The sequence below is a fragment of the Embleya sp. NPDC050493 genome (assembly GCF_044458105.1).
GTDB lineage: Bacteria > Actinomycetota > Actinomycetes > Streptomycetales > Streptomycetaceae > Embleya.
In genome coordinates this window covers 1-24,917 of record NZ_JBITHP010000025.1, presented here as the reverse complement: position 1 = coordinate 24,917, position 24,917 = coordinate 1, and the positions used below count along the sequence as shown (strand labels likewise).

The following is a 24,917-nucleotide window of genomic DNA, read 5'->3' as shown; positions in this document are numbered from 1 at the left end:
GTATTGGGCCACTAGTGCCGATCCGGCATGCGGACATGGCGGTGTGCCGCTTGGCGAGGGGGTGGCGCGGGGGCGCGAGCGGGGTCGGGGTGGCTTGCGGGGCCGGGGAGTTGGGGTGGGTCGCGGTCGGCGGATGGCGTCTAGCGGGATTCGTGCCAGGCCTTGACGAGGAGTTCGATTGCCTGGGACAGGACCGGTTCGGGCCAGGCGTAGCTGAGGCGGATGCGGTCGGCGGCGGTGTCGGGGAGCGGGGCGAAGACCGCACCGGGGGAGACCGCGACGCCGTGACGCAGGGCGGTTGCGACGAACTCCTCGCCGTCGACGCCGGGCAGGCGGGCCCACAGGGACAGGCCGCCGCGCGGCAGGGTCCATTCCCACTCGGGCAGGTGCTCGGTGAGCTCGGCGGCGAAGTGGTCGCGCCGGCAGGCCAGCGTGGCGGACCACTCGCGCACCCGCTTCGCGCGGTCCGGGTCGCGCAGCAGGTGGATGGCGAACTGCTGGTCCAGGGTGGAGGAGGCCAGGTCGGTGCGCTGTTTGGCCTCGATCAGCAGGGTCCGTACGGCGGTCGGCGCGGCGACCCAGCCCAACCGCAGGCCGCCCCACGTGGTCTTGGACAACGTGCCCAGGCAGACCGTGCCCTCGGGCAGGTGCTCGGCCGCCGAGGCCACCGGGCCGTCGGCGAGGTCGGCGAGACTGCGGTCCTCCACGAGCAGCGCGCCCTCCTCGGCGGCGACCGCGGCGATCGCCTTCGCGCGCCGGGCCGACACGACCGCGCCGGTGGGGTTGTGCACCGGCAGCGAGAACACGTACGCGGGGCGATGTCGACGGATCGCCGCGCGCAGTGCATCCGGGTCGAACCCGTGGCGATCGGCCGGTACCGGGATCGCCTCGGCGCCGAAGCGGTATCCGGCCGCGAGCATCCCGGGATAGGTGGTCGGCTCGACCAGGATCCGGTCGCCGGGGCCGAGCAGCGCGTCGGCGACCAGGTGGATCGCCTGCTGCGCACCGGAGGTCACCACGACGTCGTCGGCGGCGAACCCGGCGGGCAGTTCGTGTGCGGCGATCAGGGCGCGCAGACGCGGGTCGCCGGCCGGCGCGTACCCGTCCTGCGGACGCGCGTCGAGCAGATCCTCCACGCGCAGCGCGGTATTCGGCAGCAGCGACGCGTCGGGGACGGCCGCCTTGGCCAGGTCGACCACGATGGCGCCCTCGCGCAGCCAGCGGGCGAAGGTCGGCCGGCCGCCGGGGCGCACGTAGGAGCCGCTGCCGTGGCGGCGTTCGATCAGGCCGACGCGGTTCAGCGAGAGATAGGCCGACGCGACCGTGCCACGGCTGAACCCGAGCGCCTCGGCGAGAGCGCGCTCGGAGGGCAGCCTGGTCTCGGCGAGCAGGTCGCCACCCTCGACCAGTTCGCGCAGTGCGTCGAACAGGCGCTCGCCGCGGGATCGACGCTCGTTGCGGCGGGGGCGCCCCATGCGCTCCGCGACCACCACGGCGAACTGCTCGACCTCCACGATCACTCCCTCGACGCACACGTGTGGGACGACGATGGTTTCACGGTCGGGGGCGGTCCCGTGCGGAGGTTGGGGCGGGGTGGGGGTCCTCAAACGCCGGACGGGCTGATTTTGGTGAGGCTTGGGTGGGGCGGGTGGGTTTCGGGTGTCCTCAAGCGCCGGACCGAATGAGAGAGCTCTGTCATGTCTCAGCTCTCCTGAAGCTTGAGGCCACTCCCGGGACCGTTGGCGCGGTCGCCGGGGCTTTCCATCTCCGAATGCACGCCCTGTGGACTGCTCTGGACTGGCTTGGACTGGACTGGACTGACGCTATATGTGGGCATGGGGCGTTGACTGCGATTCGTGCATGTCCATTGATCGCGATGACCCCGCGTGGCCGTACGAGCAGGTCGTGGCCGGACTGCTGGCCGCGATCAAGGCCGGAACCCTGGCTGCCGGGGCAAAGCTGCCGCCCGAACGTGTACTTGCCGAGGAGTACGGCGTGGCTCGGGTAACGGTCGGTCGCGCCCTTGACGAGTTGACGAAGCGGGGCGTAATCGAGACTCGCCCCCGCCGCGGAACCTATGTCACACAGGCCGGCCAGGGCACCGAGGCCGACGCCTCGGAGTAGGTGCAGGGATTCCGATGCCCCGCCCGGCTGCACGCAGTCACGAACGGACGGGGCATCTCGGCATCTCGGCTCAGTCGATGATGCCGGTCCATCCGCCGCGCTTCAGGTGGCAAACGCCGTCGGGGGTGATTCGGACGTGCGCGCCGTAGAGCGGCAACCGACCCTCGACGTTCAGCCGTAGTCGGATACGTTCGAGCAGCTTCCAGAGTCGGCGGGGTCCGCCTTCGTGAACGATGGGTGCCGCGAACCGATGGGCGGTTGCTCTCGCCCACGATCCATCCGGGTGGACGAGTACCGCGGAGCGCGTGTCACCTTCATGCCGGTAGTCGAGTTCCACGCCGGGTACTTCGACTTCAAGCATCGACCGGACTTCCCACGCTTCGGCAATATCCATCACCGGGAAGCGACCCGCTGTGACGTGCAATCCACCCGCTACCCACGCGAGCGTCACCAGGTCGGCGAGTCCCGGCGGGTAGTCGTCGCCGTGCCGAGTCGTCATGAAACCCGCCCAGTCGCGTTCGATGCGGCCGGTCGCCCCGCCGTCCGGGTCCTTCCATGCGGTCAGAATCAGTGACGTGTTCGCGATCGTGGTCACGAGTCGTCCGCCGGGGCGCAGTGCGGCGAGCCACGATGCGGGAACGGGGCGAACGGCGACGGTCGCAATGATTCGGTCGTACGTGCCCGGAAGGGGTCCGGTCGCGTCGACTGTTTCGAACGTCGGGTGCATGTCCATCGCTGCGAGTCGTTCGCGCGCGGCTTCGGTCAGATAGGGGTCGACGTCGACACTCGTCACGTGCTCGGCGCCGAGTCGACGGCAGGCATAGGCCGTGAGCCCCCCGGCCCCGGTCCCGACGTCCAAGAGGTCGACCCCTGCGGTCAACCGACCATGGCGAAGCATTTGCACCACCAAACCGGGCATTGTCGCCGAGGACGTCGCACGACCGATCGGGCGGTCGTCCGGCGTGGCGTGGTCGGCGTGCAAGGGACCGACCCGGGTTACCAACGACGTGTCGCTGTATGCGGCCGTGGCCCACGCTTCCGGGTCCGCCGCACCGTCGCGCACCTGCCAACCCGAGTCGGCCCGTTCCCACCACTTCGGTACGAGCGCATGCCGGGCGGTGCGTGCGACAGGCTCGCGCCATCGTGACACGGGATCCGTGATGTCCTCGGCGAGTCGGGCGGCATGTCTTTCCCAGTCCATGACCGGCCTTTCTATTCGTCGTACTTCGGGGTGCACGCTTCCTGCCGTGACGGGTCACAGTCGTTGCTGTCGTCGGGCTGGCACGGCACAACCGCCCGAACGGGAATCCGCTCGACTGCCGCACACCATTCCGGGCTGCCCACGATGTCGGCGAGCCGGTGATTCCGGACGTTGAGAACCGGCATGAACCGGCTGAGCACGCACAGGCTCAGACTGCCGTCCGGGAGCACCGCCGCGCGCCGGTCGCCACACCGGCCGCATAGCTCGGTCACGCTGGGAGTCGCGGAGGTCTCGGCTGCCCGCCCGACCGCGCGTACTCGGTCGGTCTGAATGCGGCGCACACCCATACCGACCAGCTCGGCGCGCGCCTCCTTGATGCGCTGCCCCGGCAGGATGTCAACGATCCCCGCCCGAAGCGGAATGCCCCGGCGCACGACCTCGGCAATGTTTGCCCGAGTCCGCTGGTAACTGCCTGGCCTTGTGGTGATCGTGTCGTGCTCCGCGGGGTCGTCGCTGTAGTAGGACGTGGCGAGCGAGACCCCGGGGCGCTCGAACACCGCCCATGCAAGGGGCAGCACCTTGTACAGGTTGCTGTACACCTCCACCTGTCGACCGAGGGAGAGCGCCAAGTCGACCAGCTCGCGCCAGTGCGGGTAGGTGGTCGGCTCCCCGCCGATGAGCTGAATCCGTTCGATGCCGAGGGTCGCGGCATCCGTGATGAGCATCCGCCAATCGGCAAGTGTCATCACCCCGTGCGTGCCTTGTGGGGATGACGACGAAAGGCAGTGGGTACAGGCGAGTTGACAGCCCGCCGTCAGTTCGAGTTCGAGGAAGTCCAGCCCCACGGGCTTGAGTGCGGTTGTCATGTGCGTTCACGCTCCCTGTCGGATCGCTGGATACCGGTTACTTCGGTGACCCGGTCGCACTTGGTGCACACCATCATTCGGGTCCCGCAGATCGTTGGCTCCTTCTGCGCCGGCGTGCACTTCCCGGGCGGGCAGGGGGGTTTCTCGCTCAAGTGCCCATTCCTTGGGTCGGGTGGTGCCCGCCGCGCCGAGCTGCGGGGGTGACCAGCTCGGCACGGCGGGATCGGGCGCCCTGGTGTCGGGACTCGGGCAAGGAGAGGACGACACCAGGACAGCTACGGGAGTGCTCGCGGCGGCTTGCAGGGGTCCGGGAATCGGCATCCCGGCGAGCACTTGCATGGCGGGTTCGGGGACATGTGTCCGTCGCCGAACGGCCACGATGCCGAGGTGCTCGCGAACAGCTCGGGAGTCTTGATCATGCGGGTTCCGGACCGGTCGACGTGGTAGACCGCAAGCCATATTCGGCCATTCACGGCGGGACGTTTCGGGCTTCGGTTGTCCGGTGTCGGGTCTCGCATTTCGGCTGCGCTCCTCACACTTCGCGCGCTTCACTGCTGTGTGTACACCGATCGTGACGGAGTGCGTGTCCACTTGGGAGTGACCTGATGTCCCACGTTCACGCGGGAATCCGTCCCGCGTCTCTGTGAGAAATGGAGTGATGGCAAGTGCCGTTCGCGTCGACCCCCTCGGCTTCCGGCGACAGACGGTTACACCAGTTCGGGGAGGCAATTCGCGAGCAACGAGAGCTGGCCGGGCTGTCGATTGCGCGGCTTGCGGACCCGCTGGGTTACTCGGTTTCGGCGTGGGCCCGGTACGAGACAGGAGGTACGATCCCGCGTGAACTGCCGGGCAAGCTTGACGACGCGCTCGGTACCCGAGGGATGTTCAAACCCTCTGGAAGATGGTCAAGCACGAGCGGTTCCCCAACCGATACCGCGACTACATGCGCTTGGAGGATGACGCTTGCGAGATCAACGAGTACGCGCCGTACCGAATCCCGGGCTTGCTACAGACCAGGGCGTATGCACGAGCGCTGTTCAGGGCAGCGAAGCCCGAAGCGCCCGACCACAAGATTGACGCCAAGGTCGATGACCGCTTGAGCCGTCAAGACCGACTCCAAGGGGAGGACGCACCCTTCTTTTCGGCAGTGCTTGACGAAGCGATCATCCGGCGCATGGTTGGCGGCCCGGCAGTCATGCGCGAACAACTCGAAACCCTGCTGCCGTTCATGGATCGGACCGGATCACGGTTGCAGGTCGCGCCGTTCGAGCGCGGGGAACGTGGCGCCCTCGGTGGCGCCTTGATCCTCTTGACGCTGCCCGATGATGGACGTATTGCCTACTTGGAAGGCATGGCTAACGGCCAACTTTTGGAAGACCCGGACTCCGTCCGGCGGCAGCGGCGGACCTACGATCGAGTCATGGCCGAAGCCCTCACGCCGGGGCAGTCGGCGGACCTGATCGCGGCGGTAATCAAGGAGCACAGAACATGATCCGAACTGCCCCCGACCTGAGCAACGCGGGTTGGTTCAAGTCGTCGCACAGCAACGATGACGGCGGTGCGTGCGTGGAAGTTGCTCCCGGCTTCGCTGCCGTCCCGGTTCGTGACTCGAAGGATCCGAGCGTCGGTCACCTGGTCGTCGCACCCACGTCTTGGTCGGCGTTGCTGTCCACGCTGCGCACGGTCTGAAGCACTCCGCGCGACCCCCGGCCATGCTCGGACCGCCGGGGGTCACCCGCTTCATGAACTCCCTTGTAGTGCAAGGCAGTTCGGGAACGTGAAAATGCCTCGACCCGCCGGCGGGCAGCCAACGAGTCGGGGCATTGTTGCGAGCATCGACAGTTGTAGATGCCCGCCAAACGGCGCAATGAGCCGCGCTGGCTGATTTTGGTGGGGCTTGGGTGGGGCGGGTGGGTTTCGGGTGTCCTCAAGCGCCGGACCGGCTGGGGTGGGTCGGGTCGGGGCGCCGGGGCTGGGCGGGCGAGTGGGTTTCGTTTCGGGGGTGCTCGGGTGCCGGGCGGGCTGATGGTGGTGGGGCTGGGGTGGGGGCGGGTGTGTTCAGGTGCCGGGCGGGCTGGGGTGGGTTACCAGGGGAGGGGGTGGGTGTCTCGGAAGAAGCCGCCGGTGGGGCCGGTGTCGGGGAGGGTGGCTGCCCAGACGATGCCGGCGGCGCCGGCTTCCACCGGGCGACCCCCGGGGCCGCCCATGTCGGTGGCGACCCAGCCGGGGCAGACGGCGTTGACCAGGATTCGGTCGGGGCGCAGTTCGGCCGCGAGCATGCGGGTGAGTGCGTTGAGACCGACCTTGGAGATCGTGTACGCGGGTGTGCCGCCGCCCATGTTGGTCAGCGACGCGGCCTCGCTGCTCACGTTGACGATGCGCGGATGCGCCGAGCGGCGCAGCTGCGGCAGGAACGCCTGTACCGTGCGCCACGGCCCGTACAGGTTGGTCTCGCCCGCCTCGACCACGACCGCCAGGTCGGCGTCGGTCGCGCGCTGCCACGTGTCGTAGCTGATCGCGGCGTTGTTGACCAGCGTGTCCAGGCCGCCGAAGCGTTGCTCGACCTCGGTGGCGGCGCGCCGGACGCCGGCCGGGTCGGTCACGTCCAGGTGCACCGGATGGGCGTCCAGACCCGCCGCGCGCAGCTCGCGTGCGGCGGACTCGGCGGACGCGGCCGCGCGGGCGCCGAGCAGCACCGTATGCCCGAGCAGGCCCAACCGGCGGGCCACCTCGTGCCCGATGCCGCGGTTGGCGCCGGTGACCAGCGAGATCGGGGCGGCTGGGCGGCCCTGGTCGGTCGTGGACTCGGTGGTGTGGGCCATCGGGTCAGCGCCGCCCGTCGAGACGCCCGTCGAGGCGGTCGAACGTGTCGCCGAACACCCACGGGCTGGTCGCGGCGATGAAGTCGGTCGGGAACCCGGCCGTGTGGTCGGTCGCAGCCGCGAGTCGGCGCAGTGCGTCCTCGGGCAGCACGAGGTCCACCGCGCCGAGGTTGTCGCGCAGTTGCCCGACCGAGCGCGCCCCGATGATCGGATGCACGGCCCGCGAGTGCGCTCGGGTCCAGGCGATCGCCACCTGTGACGGGGTCGCGCCGAGTTCGTCGGCCACGTCCTGGACCGCGCGGGCGGCGGCGTGGTCGCGCTCGCCGAGCGAGTCGGGCGCGACCCGGGTGCCGGCCTCGGCGCCGCCGGGACGGGTGAACTTGCCGGACAACACACCGCTCGCCAGTGGCCCCCACGCGGCCACCGAGAGGCCGAAGTCTTCGGCCATCGGCAGCAGTTCGCGCTCGATGTCGCGGTTGAGCAGGTTGTACGGGACCTGGAGCCCGGCGAACGGCGTCCAACCGCGCCACTCGGCCAGGGTGTTGGCCCGGCTGACCACCCACGCCGGGGTGTCCGAGATGCCGATGTAGAGGATCTTCCCGGCGCGGACCGCGTCGTCGAGGGCGCGCATGGTCTCCTCGATCGGTGTGTGCCGGTCCCACAGGTGCACCCAGTAGACGTCGATGTAGTCGGTGCGCAGTCGGCGCAGGCTGGTCTCCAGCGACAGGGTCAGGTTCTTGCGGTGGTTGCCGGCGGCGTTCGGGTCGGCGGGGTCGCGGGTGACGGTGTACTTGGTGGCGAGCACGAACCGGTCGCGGCGGCCGTCGAGTACTTCACCGACGATCCGCTCGCTCTCGCCGTCGCGGTAGTTGATCGCGGTGTCCACGACGTTGCCGCCGGCGTCCGCGTACACGTCGACCATCCGGCGGCACTCGTCGAGCCCCGCGCCGACGGTGTCCTCGCCGCCGAAGGTCATCGCGCCCAGGAACAGCTCGGAGACGCGCAGGCCGGTATTGCCGAACAAGCGGTATCGCATGGGGACTTCCTCTTCTTCTCCGTCGGGAATGCGGCCATCGTCGGGTGGGCGACCACGCCGGGTCCAAGACCGGTTGTGATAACCAAAGGCTATGGACGCGCACCTGCGAGATCTCAGGTACTTCGTGGCGATCGCCGAAGAGCTCAACTTCACCCGGGCCGCGGAGCGATTGTTCGTGTCGCAGCCGGCGCTGAGCAAACAGATACGCCAGTTGGAGGAGGGGCTTCGGGCCCGCCTGTTCGACCGGGATCGCCGAACCGTCACGCTCACCACCGCCGGCGCCGCGCTGTTGCCGGCGGCGCGCGAGGTGATCCGCTGCTGGGACGAGGCCCAGCGGGTGGTGGGCGACGCGGTCGCGGCCGAGGCCGCGTCGTTGCGGGTGGGGCTGTCCACGAGCGTGGGTCGCGGGTTGTTGCAGCGGGCGCGGGAGGGGTACGCGGTGCGGCGGCCCAACGGGCGCCTGCAGATTCGGCAGATCGACTGGGACGACGCGACGGCCGGACTGGCCGACGGGCGTGTGGACGTCGCGCTGGTGTGGTTGCCGCTGCCGAACCAGGAGGTGTTCGCGACGCGGGTGGTGGCGACCGAGCCGAGGTGCGTGGTGGTGCGCGAGGATCATCCGCTCGCGGGGCGCTCGGAGGTCGCCTTCGCGGAACTCCTGGACGAGCCGTTCCTGGCCCTGCCTCCTGCCGCGGGGCCGCTGCGCGACTACTGGTTGGCGATCGACCAGCGGGAGGGGCGGCCGGTGCGGGTGGGGGCGACGGTGTCGAACGCCGACGAGACCTTCGCGGCCGTGGAGGAGGGCAGCGGGATCGTCCTGATCGCGGCCGGAAACGCGGCGATCTACCAGCGGCCCGGGACGGTGGCGATCCCGGTGAGCGGACTGAGCCCGAGCGAACTGGCACTCGCCTGGCGGGCGGACGACCATCGCGGGACGGTCCGCGACTTCGTGGAGACACTCCGGGACGCTTCTTCCGGATCACCCGCTGATCGGTGATCGACGGTTCTCGGCCCCGGGCTCCCGCTCGGAGCGATGCTCGGCCGTCCCTCCGTCCGGCCGACGTGTCGCGCCGCCGCACATGCGTTCCTTTCGAAGGTCGGGGTGGGACGCCCACCACCTTCGGCCGCACGCTCCCGCACCCGCATCCGTTCTGTGGTCGAGGTGACCCGGATTCCTCGCGGGGTGGACCCGGAGACCGGAATCAGGGCAGGCGCCGGCCGAAGCGCACGCGAATCGGGCTCGAGCCCGACCCGCGTGCACGGGGATCAGCGGAAGTCCACGTCCTCGTACATGCGATACAGCCGCCGGGTTGCGCCGGTGTGGTCTCGGTCGGCTACCGCCGCCCACGCTCGGGACACCAGTTCGCGGGCCTGGCGGCCGGGCCACGGGTTCGGGAGCAACTCCGGGGGCAGCAGCGGGTCGGGCTCCATCGCGCGATCGAACTCGACGGTCAACTCCACGCCGATGGTGAGCAGTTCGATGTCGTCGAAGGCCTCCGCCGATTCCAGTCGGGCCAGTCGGGGTCGGGCGACTTCGATCAGCCGGTGGTAGCGCTCGGCCGACTCGGTCAGGGGCCACAGGTGTGCGGCCAGCTCCGCCGGCCGGTCCAGCGAGCCGATCCGCAGGTCCCGGCTGGTGAGCAGGGTGATCGCGTCCGTCACGCCCAGGCGGTGCGCCTCGGCCGAGATCAGCTCGGTCCATTCGTTCGCGGACACGTACAGCCCACCCTGCAACGGTGCGCCGCCCAGGCGCAGGATCGCGTCGCGCAGCGCGTCGCGCGCGGGGCGCGCGGACTCCGGGATCGCGAACGCGACCAACCGCCAAACGCCGTCCCACGGTTCCAGGCCGCGATCCTGGCGGAACGCGTAGCGGACGAACTCGACGGTGGGTTCGAGGGTGCGCAACGTGTCCTCGGATGCGCTCAGCACCGCCTTGCGGCCACGCCCCCGGTGGGTGAACCGGCCCTCGGCGACCAGGCGCTTGATGCACAGCCGCACCTGCTGGTCGGTCATTCCGAGCATGCTCGCGACGGTGTACAGCTCACCGGTGTCGACGCTGCCGTCCGGCCGCACCATGGCGTAGACGAGGGTGCGGGTCGGGATCTCGACCGGGCCCGATCCTGGTGTTCCTGGCATGCCCCGAGCATACGAGCGGGGCGATGCACGCACGGCGCTCACCCGCGCGTGCCGGGCGGGCGGCCGGATCCGACCGGGCGGATCATCGTGGTCACGGCCGCGAAGCCCATCAGTCCGCGCAGATAGGGCGTGTGCTCGGTTTTGGTCGCCACGAAGCCGTGTCGTTCGTAGAGCGCGCGGGCGCGCGGGTTGACGTCGATCACGTCGAGCCGGATGTGTCGGCAACCGAGTTCGGGGGCCAGCGCGGCGATCTCGTCGAGCAGCCGGCTGCCGATGCCCAGGCCGCGTCGGTCCGGGTCGACGGCGATGCCGTCCATCACCAACTCGGTCGGCTTCGGGTGGCGTTCGAGCAGGGCCAGGATGGCGACCCGGTGCAGGCCGCCGAGGCGGCCGTACGTGCGCAGCACATCGCGCGCGGAGCCGCCGGTGAAGCCGCGTCCGGCGTGGGTGTAGCCGGCCACGCCCACCAGTACGCCGTCCTGGGTCGCGGCGATCGCGCGGTCCGCGTTCAGGTGCTCGGCGATGAAGGGGATGCCGGTCTCGGGCGGACCCAGCGCGGCGCCCAGCTTGCGGCCGAACGCCTGCCAGTACAACTCTGCCGCCCGGCGGCGCGCGTCGGGCGGCAGGCCGCGTCGGATGTGCGGGGCGCCGGGGGCCGGGTGATCCGAACCTGTTCCCGCGTCGGGCTCGTTTGCGTGGTCCATCGCTGTCTCCGGGGATTGTGAGGGGTCGGTCCGGGCGGTCTCGGCGTTCCGGCTCGGACACGCCGACGCTTCGCTCGGCTCCGAAGCGATCATGCCGGGCTCGACGGAAGCAAGCATACTCTAAACGTTCGTTTGACATACGGGCGTTTCAGTCGCGATAGTTTTTTGTATGCGGAGAGACGCGGCACGAGCCGCGTGAAGCCGTGTGAAGGAGACGAAGGCATGAAGCTCGGATCGATCATGCGACGGCATCGCGGGCTCACCATCGGCGCCGCGATCGTCGCCCTGCTGCTCCTGGTCGGCGTGGGCGCGGCGGTGTACGCGGACTACGCGAACACGTACGACCTCGACGAGGAGCGGATCGCCTTTCAGGACGGCGCGCAGCGGCTGGACGGCGTGCTGGCCAAGCCCACTCGGGGGCACGGCCCGTACGGGCTGGTGGTCCTGGTGCACGGCGATGGCGCGATGAAGGCCACCAACGACGGCTTCTATCGGCCGCAGATGGAGGCCTACGCCCGGGCCGGCTACGCGACGCTCTCCTGGAACAAGCCGGGAGTGGACGGCACGCCCGGGAACTGGCTCGACCAGAGCATGGACGACCGGGTCCGGGAGGCCGAGGCGGCGATCGCGTGGAGCCGCTCCCGGCCGGACGTGGACCACGCGCGGGTGGGGCTGTGGGGAGCCAGTCAGGCGGGCTGGGTCGTGCCGAAGGTGGCCGCGCGCACCCCGGACGTGCGGTTCGTGATCGCCGTCTCGCCCGCGATCAACTGGCTGCGCCAGGGCCGCTACAACCTGCTGGCCGAGCTGCGTGCGGACCACGCGTCGCAGGCCCGGATCGACGACGAGGTGCGGCGCAGTGACCGCACCCGGCAGCTGATCCAGGAGGGTGCGACGCACGAGCAGTACCGTGCGGCGCTGGGCGACGCGGCGGACATGTCGGCGGACCGGTGGGCGTTCGTGTGCAGGAACTTCGCCGCGGACGCGAGCGCGGACCTGGCGCGGGTGCGGGTGCCGGTGCTGTTGATGCTGGCCGGGCACGACGTGAACGTGGACGTTGCGGAGACGGAGGCGGAGTATCGCCGACTGCTCGGCGGACGGGCCGAGTTGACGGTGCGTCACTACCCGGGGGCGGCGCACTCCATGGTGCGGAAGGACATCGAGGACTCACAGCTCGACACGTACTTCACGGCGATCTTCGCGCCGCGCGACCTGTTCGCCCCCGGCTATCTCGGCGACCAGCGCCGTTTCCTGGCCGGCCGCTGAGCGAGCGGGCCCGGCCCGGCGGATCCTGCCGGGGCCGGCCCGATCGCTGTCACACCGCGACCGGGATCGCGCCCAGGGCCGCCGCGACGTCCGCCAGCTGCGGATCGGCGGCGGCCCTGGCCAGTGCGGTGGTCAGTGCTTCCGCGTAGGTGGCGCCGGCCTCGGTCAGCCGGGTGCGTCCCTCGTCGGTGATCACGCTGTACACCCCTCGGCGGTCCTTGGGACACAGGTCGCGTCGGGTGAGGCCGTCGGTTTCCAGGCGGACCGCGAGCCGGCTGACCGAACTCTGGTTGAGGCCGATCGAGTCGGCGAGCTCCTGCATGCGCAGCTCACCGTCGGGGGCGACCGCGAGCCGGGAGAGCGCGCGGTACTCGGACAGCCCTATCCCGTGCCGCCGTTGCAGGGCCCTGCCGAGGTCGTGCTCGACGCGCGCATGCAGCACGACGACCTGCTCCCAGAGCTTGGCGTCCATGGCACCGTCCCCTTTCGCGGTTCGGTCAAATTGAACCAGTGCGGTTCGGTCGAGTGAACCAGTGCGGTTCGGTCGAGTCGAACCAGTGCGGTTCGGTCGAGTGACCGGCCCGGTCGAGCTCCCGTCGGCCGCGGAGCGACATGGCGGGAGAGCGCTGTTGACAGCAGATTACATGTAGTGCCAGATTATGCATGCGCAAGCAAACAATGTATGTGCATGCACCTTCTTGAGGGTGTGCACCTCTTGAATCCGGGAGCCATCGTGACCATCTCCACCGCACTCGACGCCGCCGCCCCGATCCGCCGGGTCGCCACCACGCCGGACTGGTACGAGCCGTACAAGATTTCCCAGGCCATCCGGGCCGGCGGCCTGATCTTCGTGTCCGGGCAGGCGGGCTTCGACGAGAACGGGCGCACCGTCGAGGGCGGCTTCCTGGAACAGGGCCGGCAGGCCTTCCGCAACGTGGAACGGGTGCTCGCCGAGGCGGGAGCGACCCTCGCCGACGTGGTCAAGGTCGGCATCTTCGTCCGGAACATGGCCGAGAACCTGGACGACGTGATCGTGCTGCGCGAGGAGTTCCTGTCCCTGCCGTACCCGGCGGACACCCTCCTGGAGGTCTCCTCGCTCGCCCGGCCGGACTGGCTGATCGAGGTCGAGGTCACCGCACTCGACCGCTGACCGCGCGATCCGCGCCCCGCGCGACCGACCACATCGACCACACCGACGAACGGAAGCCGCGTTGACCCCCACCACGAATCCGCTGCTGACCCCGTACCGGCACGGCGTGCTGGACCTGCCCAACCGGATCGCGATGGCCCCGATGACCCGGGGCCGCGCGGACGACACCACCGGCGTACCGAGCGAACACGCCGCCGCCTACTACGCCCAGCGGGCCGGCGCCGGTCTGCTGATCACCGAGGGGATCTCGATCCACCCCCTGGGCAAGTCCGGCCCGGGCATCCCGGGCCTGCGGACCGACGAACAGGTCGCACGCTGGCGCGAGATCACCGCCGCGGTGCACGACGCGGGCGGCCGGATCTTCGCCCAGCTGTGGCACGTCGGCCGGATGACGCACCCGGTGACCCTGGACGGCGCGACGCCGACCGCCCCGTCGGCGGTGCCGATCACCGACGCGCCGATCTTCACCCGCGAGGGCCTGCTGCCGCACGTCACGCCGCGTGCGCTGACCATCGCCGAGATCCGGGACGTGGTCGCCGCGTTCGCGCGCGCCGCGGGCCGGGCGATCGAGGCCGGGTTCGACGGGGTCGAGATCCACGGCGCCAACGGATACCTGTTCCAGCAGTTCCTGGCCGAGAACACCAATCTGCGTACCGACCGCTACGGCGGCTCACGGGAGAACCGACTGCGTTTGGTGCTGGAGGTGGTGACCGCGGTCGCCGCCGAGATCGGCGCGGACCGGGTGGGCCTGCGGATCTCGCCGGACAATCCGGAGAACCAGATCCGCGAGTCGCACCCGCGCGAGACCTACCGGGCGCTGGTCGACGCGCTGGACCCGCTCGGTCTGGCCTATCTGCACGTGTTGGAGCGCGGCGACTACGACGCGCTCGCCGACCTGCGCCCGCGCTGGTCCGGCACGTTGATCGCGAACCACAACGGCCCGACACCGGTCGACCCGGGGACGGCCGAGCGACTGCTCGCCGCCGAACTCGCCGACGTGGTGGCCTTCGGCCGGCTGTTCATCACCAACCCGGACCTGCCCGCGCGGATCGCCGAGGCACTGCCGCTCGCCGCGCCGCCGGTGGCACACGTGTACGGCGGCGGCGCGCGTGGCTACGTGGACTATCCGGCGGCCTCGGCGAAGGTCGGCTAGCGCCGGACAGGGACCGGGATCAGGACTCGGGGGTTCAGGCCGCGGCGTCGAGCGGGTCGGCGGTGCCGGTGAGCGCGGTGCGCAGCGTGTCCGGGGTCAGCAGGCCCACGGCTCGGCCGGCCTCGTCGGTCACGGCCCATACCCGCATGCCTCGGGCGCGCATGGTGGCCATCGCCTCGGCGGCGGACATCTCCGGGCGGGCGAACGGGCCTTGGTCGTGCCTGATGTTCCCGATCGGCGTGCGCGCGGTGTACCACGAGCGGGTCCGGTACGGCGCGAGCTGCGCGCGGCGCACGATGCCGAGGCAGCGGCCGTCCTCGGCGTGCAGGATCACGTGGTCGGCGTCGGCCGCGTGGATGATGTCGACGGCCTTGTCGACCATGGTGTTCGTGTCGATCCGCAGCTCGGCCGGTTGCATGGCCTGGGCGACGGTGAGCGGGCCGGCCGGGGTCGCCGGGCGGGCGGTGCGATGGTGGGGGATGGCGGTCATCGAGGGCACCTGGTTTCCAGTCGTCCGGATCCGGGGGTTGGGCCCGGTCGCCGGTGGTTCGGGTCTTGGGGGCCGCGGCCGGGGGACCGGCTGCGGGTCGGACCGTGCGCGCACCGACTTGGGACGACACGCCCCGGCGGGGCGGCGGGAGTTCGGCGCCCGAGCCGCTCGGCCGGCGGGTGCCGGTGAGCGGACCGGCGGATGCCGGTGGGGCCGAGGGTTCGTCGTGGGCGTGGCGGCCCACGACGGGCGGTGGCGCAAGTGGCGCGGTGCGCTCGGTCGGTGGGCGAACGGTGGTCCCGGGCAGCCCGGCGACGCATCCTGGGGACCCGGCCGACGCGGCCGATCGTCCTCGCCCACCGAGGACGGCGTCGGCGCGGAAGCCGACGTGCGAAATGTCTTCGGTAGGGCCACCTTACCGTCTTTCCGACGCACCGCCGACCCGGCGTCGGGACGATTGGGTCGGAAACGGCCTTATTCGCCGCCGAGTTGAGCCTCCGGGCACCCCGGCGGGCGGGTGGCCCGGCCGGTCCGTCCCCAGGCGCCGCACGGCGGTTGGCCGTCGCGGGCCGCCGGATGTGGAGCCGCGAACTTTTGCTGAAGAGCCGCGGATTTCTCGGAGAGTCGCGGACATCCCATGAGGAGTCGCGGACATCCCAAGAGGAGTCGCGGACATCCCAAGAGGAGTCGCGGGCAGCCGTGCGCAGTCGCGGACTACCAGGTGTAGACCGGCTTGCCGTTGCGGTCCTTGGCCTCGGTGTAGACCTTCATGCAGGCACCCTCCTCCGACGCGTTCAAGGCGGAAGAGCCGCTGGGGAGTTGACCGGCCGGCGGAGCCTGCGGCGTGGACGGGGGAGCCGTCGTGGCGCCGCTCTTGCCGGCGCCCTTGAAGGTCGGGCCGGAACCCCAGTCGGTGCCGATCTGCACCGTCACATGGGTTGCGTTCGCCTGCGGGGACAGGGCGGTGGCGGGCAGCCCCAGGGCATCGGCGACCGCCTGGGCCTGGTCCTTGTCCTTGGCCGGGAAGATCACCGCGCTGGTCTGCCGCTTGGCCGCAGCCGGGCCCTTGGCGGCCTTGGTGAAGCCCTGCGCCACCAGGCCCTCGGCGACCGCACCCGACTGGGTGCTCCCGGTCGCGCCGACCACGGTGATCCGGATCGCGGCCTTGTCCACGTTCGACGCGGGCGGCGGCGGTTGCGTCGTGCCGGGGGTAGTGGTCTCGGTACCCGGCGGCGGCCCGTTCTTGTCGAAGGCGACATCCGAGCGGACCATCTTGAACAACGTCTCGGCGGACGCGGCCGGGACCAGGTGCTGTTCGGGCGCCTGCGGATCCGCGTCGTGCGGCATCGTGGTCATGGTGATCCGGTTGGTGTTCACCTTGTTCAGCGTGGTCGCCAGCGAGGTCAGCTTCTGCAGACCGTTGAGGTCGTCGTCGACGGTCAGCGACCTGGTTGCCGCGTCGGCGACCTTGAACAGCTTGATCGGGTTGGTGATGGTGCTGTTCGACTTGAGCGTGCGCACCATCGAGTTGAGGTACATGTGCTGCGCGTGAGTGCGCCCGACGTCGCTGCCGTCCTCGAAGGCGTGCCGCGTGCGCAGCCACTTGAGCGCGTCCTCGCCCTGGATGGTGTGCTTGCCGGCGGTCAGCTTGAGGTGCGAACCCACCAGGTGCCGCTCGCCGTTGACGTACTCGACCCGCTCGTCCTGGATGTTCGACTGCACGCACACCTCGACGCCGCCGACCGCGTCGGCCATCGACACCACGCCGGAGAAGGTCACCATCATGAAGTGATCGATGTGAATCTTGGTGAGCAACTGCCAGGTGCCGACCACACATCCGGGACCGCCGCGGCCGAGGCTCTCGTTGATGGTGGTGTTGATCGGCGCGAACTTCTGCTTCGTCTTGGGGTCGGTGCAGGCCGGGATCTGCACGCGCGTGTCGCGCGGAATGCTGATCACCGACGCGTTGCTGCGGTCCGCGGACACATGCAGCAACATCTGTACGTCCGCCCGCGGCGCGCCGCCGTCGCAGGCTCCGCCGAGCTTGCAGTCGACCGGGTCGTTCCGCCCGTCCGAGCCGATCATCAGGATGTTCAGCGGAGTGCGGCCGAACGCGTCGGGCCCCTCCTTGGGCACGTCGACATCGCTGGTGTTGAGCTTGCTGTGCTTGATGTTCGCGTTGAGCTTCTCCCAGATCACATAGCCGGTGATGCCGAGCGCGACGAACACGACCGCCATCACCAGCGCCGTGATCTTGAGCTTGCGGAACCGACGCGGCTTGCCGCGACCGGTGCGCTTGGCCCGGCGCGCGGCCCGGCCGCCCGATGCGCCGTCGCCCCGACGGGCGCGCGGCACCACGGGAGTGTCGGGGCCGGTGGATTCGGGGCCGGTGTCGGTCGCGGCGGTGGTCGGAGTCGCGTCGGAGGCGGGCGATTGCGGCGCCGCGTCGGCGCGGCGGCGACGACCGGACTCCGGTGCGGAACTCAAAACGACTCCCCGAGTGCTGTCGTCGGACCGATGCCGCGTCGCCGCGGATCGGCTCGACACCGTACCGGGCGGCCGGAACGGACCGTACATGTGCCGGCTGCGGACCATTCGGAACGGCAGCCTCAGGGGAAACGGACGGCATACCGCACACGATGGTTGCAGCGCGGGGGATTGCTCCGGGTATGGCCTTCGTCACGAGGCGCGCCGCACCGTGGCGGCGCGGACGAAGCGGTCGGAGCACGACGAAGACGGCGCCGCCCTCGGGGGGAGGGGGCGGCGCCGTCGCTTTGGCGTCGGTGAGCGGGATCACCTCTCGGCGGGGGGCACGCCGCGACTCCAGCCGAACGGTAATTCGCGGCGGCAAAGGTTGGGCCCGGGGACACCCGTTCACCGACTGTCCGGTACAACGAGCGAACCCGGGCAAGCATTCCCGGCATAGCGCTCGAATCGATCGACCGCTCGAATCGATCGACCGAAGCCCCCGGCCGGCCGATTCGCCCCGACCGGTTACCGGCCCGGCCCGACCGGTCGGGCCGGGCCGGCGGGGATCAGGCCGCCGGGATCAGGTCGGCCGACGGATGCTCACCGGGCGCCGGCGGTCCACGGGAGGGCCGGGCGGCATGTGGCGGGATCGGGTTCGGTACGACCCGCGTAGTCGAGCACCCGACCGTCGGGGGTGCGGACACATTCGGTCGACCCCGGCTTCGGCACGTCTCGGGCGGAGTCCCACACCAGCTTGCCCGCGGCGTCGTAGCCGCGGATCCGGGGGCCCCCGCCGGCCTGGAAGGCATCGGCCGCCTCGCGGGTGTACCCGACGCTCTCCGCCGCGTACCAGACCCCGCCCGCCATGATCGCCGGGCGCTCGCCGGTGCCCCGATCCATGGTGATCCGCGCCACGGGGGCGTTGTAGCGGCCCGCGGAGTAATCGGTCCAGCTCGTACCGGACTTGGTGCCGCCGTCGTGGTCCACCTGGACGACCCCGGTGAGCAGATCGAAGTCCTCCCGGACCCGGTGCGGCGAGGGCAGGTCCGAGCCCGAACACTCCAACGCGTTGCGTCCGGCCACGTCCACCGCGACGGCGAAGATGTTCCCGGGTTCGGCGGGCCGCGGGCTGCGCACCGCGAAATACGGGCGGTATCCGCTCGCGGTGGCCGGGTCGAACCTGCCGGCGGCGCATGCGGCGACGAACCGGGCGGCGTCCGCGTCGGACACCGCGACCTCGGCCGGGACCGGCACCTGCGTCAGTGGCAGCGGGCGATCCGTCAGGGAGGGCGCGAGGGTGGGCATCGACCCCGAGTTCGCCGGCCCCGGGACCCGGGCGGCCCCGTCGTCACCGGAGACCCCGAGCAGGACCCCGGTGACCAGGCCGGCGACCGCCGCCGCGGCAGCCAGCGGGAGCAGTACCCGGCGCGGAGGTGTCAGCCGGCCCAGGGTTCGCCGGCGGGTCGTGGGCGGCGCCGGCGCCGGGGAGTCGGCGTGCGGGAGGAGGGCGAGCAACTCGGCGCGGCGAGCGGCGCCGTGCGGCAGATCGCGCTCGGCCGGGATCGGGTTCGAGGGCATCACGAGGTCTCCTCGGCGATGACGCGGCGGTCGGGGCAGGACGGTGCGTATTCGCGCAGGTCGTGGCCGAGTCGGCGGCGTGCGCGGTGCAGGCGCGATTTGACGGTGCCCACGGCCACGCCCAGCGCGGTGGCGGCGGCCTGTTGGTCCAGGCCGCTCCATACGCACAGCTCGATCACCTCGCGTTCGTGCGCGGGCAGTCGGCCGACGGACGCGCGCAGCGCGACCAGGGCGCGCTCCTCGTCGAGGCGATCGGCGACGTCCTGGGCGTGGTCGGGCACCGGCGACGGGGTGGGCAGGCGTTCCTTGAGCGCCTGATAGCGCCGCCGGGCCCGCCCACCGTTGGCGGCGGTGTTGCGAGCGATGCCCAGCAGCCACGGCAGCGCGCTGTCCCGGTCCAGGGTGACGGCGCTTCGATGCCGCCAGGCCTCCAGGAAGACCGCCGAGGTCAGGTCCTCGGCCTCGGCCCAGGAAGCGGTGCGGCGGCAGAGGAAGTTGTAGACCGCGCGGGAGTGCCGATCGAAGATGGCCCCGAACGACTCGGGATCACCTGCGCACGCCCTCTCCCACAACTCGCGATCGCATATCGGGGTGATGGTCACACCCTGTCTTGTCCGGCGGGTGGTTGCGGGTTCCCGGTGGCGGCACGGCTTTCCAGACCGGCGATCAGCACGTCCAGACCGGCGTGGAACTCGATCTCGGGTGTGCTCGCGGCGGCGGCGCCGGCGATCTCGATCAGGTACGGGAAACGCTCGGCGGGCAGCGCCCGGGCCCGGTCGGTGATCGCCCGGACGTCCTCGTCCGGGGCGATCGACAGCGGGCCGGCCAGTTCGGCCTGGGCGAAGCCGGTGACGAAGCCGGTCACGGCGCGGAACGCGTACAGCAGGTCGGCCCCGCGTCGGCCGCTGCGGGCGAGCGCACGCAGCAGTGCCTCGCCGTGCGCCAGGGTCGCCGGGTCGGTGATCCGGCGGGTGAGGATCAGCGGGATGACGTCCGGATGGGCGCGTACGGCACGCCAGTTCGCCTCGGCGAGCCGGCGGGTCTCGACCCGCCAGTCGGCGTCCTCGGGGTGGTCGGTGACCGCCGGCAGCGCATCCGCCAGCACGGCCTCGACGAGCAGCCCCTCCAGGCCCTCGCGCCCGTCCACGTAGTTGTAGATCGTCATCGCCCCGGTGCCCAGCGCCGCCGCGAGGCTGCGCATGGTCAGCGCGGCCAGGCCGTGGGCGTCGACCAGGGTCAGGGCCGCCGTGCGCAGTTGCTCGCGGCTGAACTTCCGGGGTGCGGGCACGATGCTCCTCCTTGACGTACGTACAACGTACGTGTTCGACTGATGCTGTTCACGTACAGAGTACGTCAACGCGATTCCGGCGGCCCTCGCCGGACTGCCGGGCGCGCCCGAACGCGCCCGACTTCCCCATGCGACAAGGAGTTTCGATGACGCACGTCGACCTGTTCGAATTCGCCCTCCGATTGGCCGACCGCGGCCGGATCAGTGCCGGCGAGCGCCGGATGGACGGTGCCTCGGCCGACTGGCAGGTGGCCGCCTTCCGGGTCGGGACGGATGCCGACCTGCACGCCGACCGATGGGAGACGCACCCGGAGTCGGACGAGGTGGTGTGCGTGTGGACGGGCGCGGTACGGATGATCCTGCGTGCCGCGGACGGGGTCGGCGAGGAGCCGCCGATCACGTTGCGGTCGGGGGCCGCGTTCGTGGTGCCGCGGGGGCGGTGGCACCGACTCGAACTCGCCGAGCCCGCCGACCTGATGTCGATCGCCCAACGCCGCGGGACCCGCCTGGAAGGGCGCACGGAGACCTCGCGGGGGCGGGCATGACCGCCACGATCGAAGCGGCGGCCGACCGGGTCCCGATGCCGCGCGCCACCCGGATGTTGCTGGTCGTGGTGCTGACCGTGCAGTTCACGGTCGCGCTCGACATGTCGGTGGTCAACGTGGCGCTGCCGGACATCCGGGACGACCTCGGCTTCGGCGTCGACGGGCTGCCGTGGGTGGTGAACGCGTACGCGCTGAGCTTCGGCGGACTGCTGATGCTCGGCGGCCGGGTCGGTGACCTGATCGGGCGCCGCCGTACGCTCGTCGCGGGTCTGACCGTGTTCGGCCTGGCCGGTCTCGCAGGCGGCCTGGCGACCTCGCCCGGTGCGCTGATCGCCGCGCGCGCGGTGCAGGGGATCGGCGCCGCCGCGCTCGCGCCGGTGGCGTTCGCGCTGATCACGGTGACGTTCCCGGCCGGACCCGCCCGATCCAGGGCGCTCGGGTGGTGGGGGGCGACGGCCGCGGCCGGCGGCGCGTTCGGGGTGCTGATCGGTGGGCTGCTCACCGAGTCGGTGGGTTGGCAGGCGGTGATGCTGATCAACGTCCCGATCGTGGCCTTCGCGCTGCTCGCCGCGCTGCGGCTGCCGGCCGATCGACCCGAACCCGGCCGCGCGCCGGGCCTCGATCCGGCCGGTGCGCTGCTGGTGACCGCGGGGGCGACCACGCTGGTCCTGGGCGTGGTGCGGGCCGAGCGGCAGGGCTGGGGGTCGTTCGCGACGATCGGTACGCTCGCGGCGGCGGCGGTCCTGCTCGCGGCCTTCGTGCTGGTCGAACTGCGCTCCGCCGAACCGCTGTTGCGGATGGGTCTGCTGACCCATCGGCCCGTGCTCGGCGCGAATCTGTTCATGATGCTGTTGTTCTCCGGCCAGTTCGCCGCGTTCTACTTCACCTCGCTCTACCTCCAGCAGGTGCTCGACTACGGACCGGCCGCCGCCGGTGCGGCCTTCGTGCCGTTCTCGGGCGGGGTGGTGATCGGTTCGGTGCTGGCCACCAGGACGGTGGCCCGGCTCGGCCTCGGTCGGCTGCTGGGGTTGGGCGGGGCGCTCGCGGCGGTCGGCTTCGCCTGGTTCGGGCTCGCGTTCGACGTCGACGGCACGTTCGCGCGCTCGATCCTGGGCCCGTCGCTGGTCGCGAGCATCGGCGCCGGCCTGTGCTTCGTGCCGCTGGGCACCGCCGCGACCGCCGGGGTGCCCGGGCACGAGGCGGGGATGGCGGGCGGGTTGATCAACAGCTCGCGGCAGATCGGCGGTTCGATCGGCCTGGCCGCGCTGGTCACCCTGGCCGCATCGGTCACCGGCCCGAACGGCGACGCCTCGAAGCGGGAACTCGCGCACGGGTACGCGGTCGCCCTGGGCGCGGCGGGCGGCCTGCTCGTGCTGGCGGCGGTGGTCGCGCTGGTGCTGGTCCCGGCGAGGATCGGCGGCGTGCGGACCGGAGACGGGTCCCCCGCGGCAACCGATCATTCACGTTGAGCGACGCATCGACTACGGACCTGCTACAACCGAAAGGAGGAAGGGAGATGAACCCATGGCATCGATAGAGTTGTTCATCACCGATCTGCCCGACGGGCTCACCCTCGTACCGCTCCCGACCCGAGGCATAGCGACGCCGACGCCCGGCCACGCCTCCGACGACCCGACCACGCTCGCGGTGGGCGAGGAGGGCGGGGAGGACGACCCGACCACGCTCGCGGTGGGCGAGGAGGGTGAGGACGACGACTGACGTCGAGTCCCGCTGCGGGATCGTCGGCCGGCCGGGCGACGAGCAGGTCGCGAGCGTGCGGCGGTGCCTGCGCGAACGCGGGGTCGATCCGGTCCACCTGGATCTGTCGAAGTTCCCTGCCCGCACGGCACTGTCGCTGCGGGACGGTGTGCCGTGGTTGCCGAAACCGGCCGGTTTCGCTCGGGTGCGGACCTGGTACGTGCGCTCGATGCCGTTGCCGCTGCCGTTCTTTCCCGGCGGTGGTGGGCGCGGCGCCGATGCCGGCGAGGGCGGACCGCAGGCGGCGGTGGAGCGGGACCGCGAGTTGCGGGTGGCCTATGCCGCCGGTCGGGAACGGCGTTCGTTCGGCTTCAGCTTCCTGGCGGCGCTGGAGCGGGACGGTGCGCGGCTGGTCAACTCGCCCGGCACGTTCGCCCAGCACTTCCTGAAACTGGAGCAACTCCGGGCGCTGCGCGACGCCGGGGTACCGGTGCCGAGCACGTTGGCCTCCAACGACCCCGACGCGGTCCTGGAGTTCGCCCGGGAACTGGACGGCCCGATCGTCTACAAGCCGCTCGCGGGCGGCGCGTTGTGCCGCCGGATCACCGCTGAGGATCTGCGGCCCGAACGGTTGCGATTGCTCGCCTCGGCGCCGGTGCTCTTCCAGGAGGAGATTCCCGGGACCGACATTCGGGTCTACGTCGTGGCGGACGAGGTGGCCGCGAGCTACGAGATCGTCGCGGACCGCATCGACTATCGGGGCGCGGAGACCGCCGTGTTGCCGACCGTACTCACCCCGGCCGAACACGACGCGTGCCGCGCCGCCGCCCGGGCGTGCACGATGACGTTCACCGGCATCGACATCCGGCGTCGGGCGGATGGCGGCTTCGCGCTCCTGGAGTGCAATCCGTCGCCGATGTTCGCCGCGATCGAGCGACGCACCGGGGCGGACCCGGTCAGCCGCGCACTGGCCGACCTGCTCACCCACCGCCGGCAGGCGGGCACCGAGGCGCGCGGTGAGGCGCGGTGCCAGGCGGCGCGACCCCACCAGGATCCGCCGGACACGGCCTGAGGTCTGTCGGCAATCCCGCATCTGGTGCTCGGTGGGGGACCGAAGACGGGCCTGGGTACGGCGAGCCGCCGGGTGTTGCGTGGTTCACCTTCCGGTGCTCGCCCGGGGATTCGTGAACTGCTCTCGGCGGCGCGGATTTCGGGTTTGCCTCGGGTGGGCGGGGAAGCCAAGTGGGTGGGTGAGCAGGGGCTTTCCGGTCGCGAGGTGGTCGCAGCAGAGCGCGCTTCGGGCCGGGAAGGGTGTGCCGTCGGTCACTGTCGGCGCCGGTCGGGTCGGCGAACTCGGCTGCCGCGTCGCACATATCGGCCTCTTTCGACCCGTCGCGTCGGTTTGTGACCAACCGGTGCGCCGGACCGGGGTGCGGCCTTGTTGACTCTGCGTCAGACTGACGGAGCGTAGAAGCCTGCGCACCCGCCGGTGACCGACGTACGGGCGTACCGCACGAGCGTGCGGGCGAGCGTACGACCAGAGGGGAGACCGATGAGTGTATTCACGCGTGTGTGTCGTCGAGCGGGTGCGGCGGTGGCCGCGGCCGCCGTGGTGGTTCCGCTGAGCGTCGTCGTGGCCGCGCCCGCGAGCGCGGCGCCCGCCGCGTGTACCGCGCGGACCGGGCCGTATCAGCGCCAGGTCGAGAAGGCGCTGGGGCTCGCGGAGGACGGTCGGCAGTCCACCGCCGACTGCCGGGCGATCCGGACCTACCAACAGCAGCACGGCATTCGCCCGGCGGCCGGCTACGCGGGCCCCGTCACCTACGGCGCGCTTCGGCGCAAGGGCGGCGAGGGCGGCTGCCCGACCGACGTCGGTCGGATCGCGTGTGTGGACCTGGGCCGGCAGGTCAGTTGGATCCAGGACGGCGCGAAGCGGATCCACGGACCGGTCGCCATCCGCTCCGGACGGGACGGCTTCGAGACCCGCACCGGCCTGCACAAGGTCTACTACCGCGCGAAGAACCACTGGTCCACGCTCTACGACGTGGCGATGCCGTACAGCCAATTCTTCGACGGCGGCATCGCGTTCCACGCGATCGACGGTTCGATCGGCTCGCCGCCCGGGTCGCACGGCTGCGTCAACATGCGGCCGGCGGACGCCCAGGCGTATTGGGATCTGCTGCGCACGGGCGACGAGGTGTACGTGTACGGGAGCAAGCCCGGTACCTGACGGGTGCGTTCCGGCCGCCGGCCTCGACCGGTCCGGTCGCCGATCGCGACCGAGCCGGGGGGGGGGGGGGGGGGGGGGGGGGGGGGGGGGGGGGGGGGGCGGGGGGGCGGCGGCGGGGGGGGGGGGGGGGGGGGGGGGGGGGGGGCGCGGGCGGCGGGGCGCGC

Annotated in this window: 25 protein-coding genes and 1 pseudogene; 13 read left to right on the top strand and 13 right to left on the bottom strand. The window is 71.2% G+C overall.

Annotation, left to right across the window (positions count from 1 at the left end; all coding sequences use genetic code 11):
• Positions 1-140: 140 nt before the first annotated feature.
• Positions 141-1,514 (bottom strand): PLP-dependent aminotransferase family protein, encoded by a 1,374-nt coding sequence (locus ACIBM5_RS35185; RefSeq protein ID WP_396010749.1) that lies wholly within the window; start codon positions 1,512-1,514, stop codon positions 141-143.
• A gap of 346 nt (positions 1,515-1,860) precedes the next feature.
• Between ACIBM5_RS35185 and ACIBM5_RS35180 the strand changes: the two genes are divergently transcribed.
• Complete coding sequence (locus tag ACIBM5_RS35180; RefSeq protein ID WP_396010748.1) at positions 1,861-2,124, top strand: GntR family transcriptional regulator; 264 nt, start codon at positions 1,861-1,863, stop codon at positions 2,122-2,124.
• Positions 2,125-2,194: 70 nt separating this feature from the next.
• Here the strand turns inward: ACIBM5_RS35180 and ACIBM5_RS35175 are convergent, their stop codons facing one another.
• Both ACIBM5_RS35175 and ACIBM5_RS35170 read right to left on the bottom strand, forming a co-directional pair.
• Positions 2,195-3,325, bottom strand: coding sequence for a methyltransferase domain-containing protein (locus tag ACIBM5_RS35175; RefSeq protein WP_396010747.1), 1,131 nt, complete (start codon positions 3,323-3,325; stop codon positions 2,195-2,197).
• Positions 3,326-3,336: 11 nt separating this feature from the next.
• Positions 3,337-4,191 (bottom strand): radical SAM protein, encoded by an 855-nt coding sequence (locus tag ACIBM5_RS35170; protein WP_396010744.1) that lies wholly within the window; start codon positions 4,189-4,191, stop codon positions 3,337-3,339.
• 665 nt (positions 4,192-4,856) lie between these two features.
• Between ACIBM5_RS35170 and ACIBM5_RS35165 the strand changes: the two are divergent.
• The 3 genes and pseudogenes from ACIBM5_RS35165 to ACIBM5_RS35155 all read left to right on the top strand — a co-directional run.
• A pseudogene (locus ACIBM5_RS35165) lies at positions 4,857-5,054 on the top strand (multiprotein-bridging factor 1 family protein); the annotation flags it as partial.
• A 38-nt stretch (positions 5,055-5,092) separates the two neighbouring features.
• Positions 5,093-5,683, top strand: a complete 591-nt coding sequence (locus tag ACIBM5_RS35160) for a DUF5753 domain-containing protein (protein WP_396010743.1) — start codon at positions 5,093-5,095, stop codon at positions 5,681-5,683.
• Positions 5,680-5,880 (top strand): DUF397 domain-containing protein, encoded by a 201-nt coding sequence (locus ACIBM5_RS35155; protein ID WP_396010741.1) that lies wholly within the window; start codon positions 5,680-5,682, stop codon positions 5,878-5,880. Before ACIBM5_RS35160 ends, ACIBM5_RS35155 begins: the two co-directional genes overlap by 4 nt.
• Positions 5,881-6,275: 395 nt before the next feature.
• Here ACIBM5_RS35155 and ACIBM5_RS35150 read toward each other — a convergent pair whose 3' ends face one another.
• Complete coding sequence (locus tag ACIBM5_RS35150) at positions 6,276-7,013, bottom strand: SDR family NAD(P)-dependent oxidoreductase (protein ID WP_396010739.1); 738 nt, start codon at positions 7,011-7,013, stop codon at positions 6,276-6,278.
• A gap of 4 nt (positions 7,014-7,017) precedes the next feature.
• Positions 7,018-8,049 carry an aldo/keto reductase gene (locus ACIBM5_RS35145; RefSeq protein WP_396010738.1) on the bottom strand — a complete coding sequence of 344 codons (1,032 nt, stop codon included), beginning with the start codon at positions 8,047-8,049 and terminating at the stop codon, positions 7,018-7,020.
• 91 nt (positions 8,050-8,140) lie between these two features.
• On the opposite strand from ACIBM5_RS35145, the gene ACIBM5_RS35140 reads away from it, so the two are divergent.
• Positions 8,141-9,046, top strand: a complete 906-nt coding sequence (locus ACIBM5_RS35140) for a LysR family transcriptional regulator (protein ID WP_396010737.1) — start codon at positions 8,141-8,143, stop codon at positions 9,044-9,046.
• 269 nt (positions 9,047-9,315) lie between these two features.
• On the opposite strand, the gene ACIBM5_RS35135 is transcribed toward ACIBM5_RS35140, so the two are convergent.
• Together ACIBM5_RS35135 and ACIBM5_RS35130 are read right to left on the bottom strand one after the other, a co-directional pair.
• Entirely contained in the window at positions 9,316-10,185 is an 870-nt protein-coding gene (locus ACIBM5_RS35135) for a PaaX family transcriptional regulator C-terminal domain-containing protein (RefSeq protein WP_396010736.1), read from the bottom strand.
• 38 nt (positions 10,186-10,223) lie between these two features.
• The gene (locus tag ACIBM5_RS35130; RefSeq protein ID WP_396010735.1) at positions 10,224-10,889 is read right to left on the bottom strand and encodes a GNAT family N-acetyltransferase; all 666 of its coding nucleotides are present in this window, start codon (positions 10,887-10,889) and stop codon (positions 10,224-10,226) included.
• 222 nt (positions 10,890-11,111) lie between these two features.
• On the opposite strand from ACIBM5_RS35130, the gene ACIBM5_RS35125 reads away from it, so the two are divergent.
• The gene (locus ACIBM5_RS35125; protein WP_396010734.1) at positions 11,112-12,152 is read left to right on the top strand and encodes an alpha/beta hydrolase family protein; all 1,041 of its coding nucleotides are present in this window, start codon (positions 11,112-11,114) and stop codon (positions 12,150-12,152) included.
• 49 nt (positions 12,153-12,201) lie between these two features.
• Here ACIBM5_RS35125 and ACIBM5_RS35120 read toward each other — a convergent pair whose 3' ends face one another.
• Positions 12,202-12,624, bottom strand: a complete 423-nt coding sequence (locus tag ACIBM5_RS35120; RefSeq protein WP_396010733.1) for a MarR family winged helix-turn-helix transcriptional regulator — start codon at positions 12,622-12,624, stop codon at positions 12,202-12,204.
• Between the two features lie 216 nt (positions 12,625-12,840).
• On the opposite strand from ACIBM5_RS35120, the gene ACIBM5_RS35115 reads away from it, so the two are divergent.
• Both ACIBM5_RS35115 and ACIBM5_RS35110 read left to right on the top strand, forming a co-directional pair.
• A complete protein-coding gene (locus ACIBM5_RS35115) occupies positions 12,841-13,302 on the top strand; it encodes a RidA family protein (RefSeq protein ID WP_396010732.1) in 462 nt (153 codons plus the stop codon).
• Positions 13,303-13,363: 61 nt separating this feature from the next.
• Entirely contained in the window at positions 13,364-14,455 is a 1,092-nt protein-coding gene (locus ACIBM5_RS35110) for an alkene reductase (RefSeq protein ID WP_396010731.1), read from the top strand.
• A 34-nt stretch (positions 14,456-14,489) separates the two neighbouring features.
• Here the strand turns inward: ACIBM5_RS35110 and ACIBM5_RS35105 are convergent, their stop codons facing one another.
• The 5 genes from ACIBM5_RS35105 to ACIBM5_RS35085 all read right to left on the bottom strand — a co-directional run bounded on the left by ACIBM5_RS35105 (position 14,490) and on the right by ACIBM5_RS35085 (position 20,280).
• Positions 14,490-14,945, bottom strand: coding sequence for a CBS domain-containing protein (locus ACIBM5_RS35105; RefSeq protein WP_396010730.1), 456 nt, complete (start codon positions 14,943-14,945; stop codon positions 14,490-14,492).
• 714 nt (positions 14,946-15,659) lie between these two features.
• Positions 15,660-17,432: an LCP family protein gene (locus ACIBM5_RS35100; protein WP_396010729.1), complete on the bottom strand. Its 1,773-nt coding sequence runs from the start codon at positions 17,430-17,432 to the stop codon at positions 15,660-15,662.
• Positions 17,433-18,014: 582 nt separating this feature from the next.
• Positions 18,015-18,992: a hypothetical protein gene (locus ACIBM5_RS35095; protein ID WP_396010728.1), complete on the bottom strand. Its 978-nt coding sequence runs from the start codon at positions 18,990-18,992 to the stop codon at positions 18,015-18,017.
• Entirely contained in the window at positions 18,992-19,594 is a 603-nt protein-coding gene (locus ACIBM5_RS35090; RefSeq protein ID WP_396010727.1) for an RNA polymerase sigma factor, read from the bottom strand. The genes ACIBM5_RS35095 and ACIBM5_RS35090 overlap by 1 nt, the downstream gene beginning before the upstream one ends.
• Positions 19,591-20,280, bottom strand: coding sequence for a TetR/AcrR family transcriptional regulator (locus ACIBM5_RS35085; RefSeq protein ID WP_396010726.1), 690 nt, complete (start codon positions 20,278-20,280; stop codon positions 19,591-19,593). The genes ACIBM5_RS35090 and ACIBM5_RS35085 overlap by 4 nt, the downstream gene beginning before the upstream one ends.
• 146 nt (positions 20,281-20,426) lie before the next feature.
• On the opposite strand from ACIBM5_RS35085, the gene ACIBM5_RS35080 reads away from it, so the two are divergent.
• From ACIBM5_RS35080 to ACIBM5_RS35060, 5 genes are all read left to right on the top strand, one after another.
• On the top strand, positions 20,427-20,825 hold the full coding sequence (locus ACIBM5_RS35080) for a cupin (RefSeq protein WP_396010725.1): 399 nt from the start codon (positions 20,427-20,429) through the stop codon (positions 20,823-20,825).
• Positions 20,822-22,294, top strand: a complete 1,473-nt coding sequence (locus ACIBM5_RS35075; protein WP_396010724.1) for an MFS transporter — start codon at positions 20,822-20,824, stop codon at positions 22,292-22,294. Before ACIBM5_RS35080 ends, ACIBM5_RS35075 begins: the two co-directional genes overlap by 4 nt.
• A 55-nt stretch (positions 22,295-22,349) precedes the next feature.
• Complete coding sequence (locus tag ACIBM5_RS35070; protein WP_396010723.1) at positions 22,350-22,544, top strand: hypothetical protein; 195 nt, start codon at positions 22,350-22,352, stop codon at positions 22,542-22,544.
• A complete protein-coding gene (locus ACIBM5_RS35065) occupies positions 22,528-23,595 on the top strand; it encodes a RimK family alpha-L-glutamate ligase (RefSeq protein ID WP_396010722.1) in 1,068 nt (355 codons plus the stop codon). Before ACIBM5_RS35070 ends, ACIBM5_RS35065 begins: the two co-directional genes overlap by 17 nt.
• A gap of 480 nt (positions 23,596-24,075) precedes the next feature.
• A complete protein-coding gene (locus ACIBM5_RS35060) occupies positions 24,076-24,753 on the top strand; it encodes a L,D-transpeptidase family protein (RefSeq protein WP_396010721.1) in 678 nt (225 codons plus the stop codon).
• The last annotated feature ends 164 nt before the right edge of the window (positions 24,754-24,917 follow it).